Raw genomic sequence first — 376 nt, 5'->3', positions numbered from 1 at the left:
GGGAGATATTGGGCGGCCGAAATGTGCCAAAGGGCGAGGCGAGCGCCAAGCCGCCTCCGAGTTTCAAATCATCGGGTTGCCCGGGAGTTGTATGACAGGAAGCGCAGCCACCCGCAGCGAAGACAAGCTGGCCGCGCGCTGCATCGCCGGCCTCAGAAAACAACGGATCATCAGGCGAATACGGCGCCTGAACTTCGGTCAGATACCACAAAGTGGCCGAAGCGAGCCCCGTGGCCGCCAGAACCGCCACAGCAAGTGTAGGCCAAGAGGGCAGTCGCATTGGGACTTTTCCGCCGTATCCGCGCACGGCCGGATCTGTGCAGGCCGTCAGCGATCAGCTGAAGGGCTCATCAGGGCCGGACTTGCTGGTTTTTCG

The 376-nt window shown here is 62.2% G+C and carries 1 pseudogene; it reads right to left on the bottom strand.

The window, feature by feature from the left end:
* Nucleotides 1-280 (bottom strand): annotated as a pseudogene (locus EN852_RS41855) (alkylated DNA repair protein); the annotation flags it as partial.
* Nucleotides 281-376 lie beyond the last annotated feature (96 nt).

This window comes from Mesorhizobium sp. M2E.F.Ca.ET.209.01.1.1 (assembly GCF_004010375.2).
In the GTDB taxonomy this organism is placed as follows: domain Bacteria; phylum Pseudomonadota; class Alphaproteobacteria; order Rhizobiales; family Rhizobiaceae; genus Mesorhizobium.
Note: the sequence above shows the minus strand (reverse complement) of the source record. Positions and strands in the feature narration are given on the sequence as shown.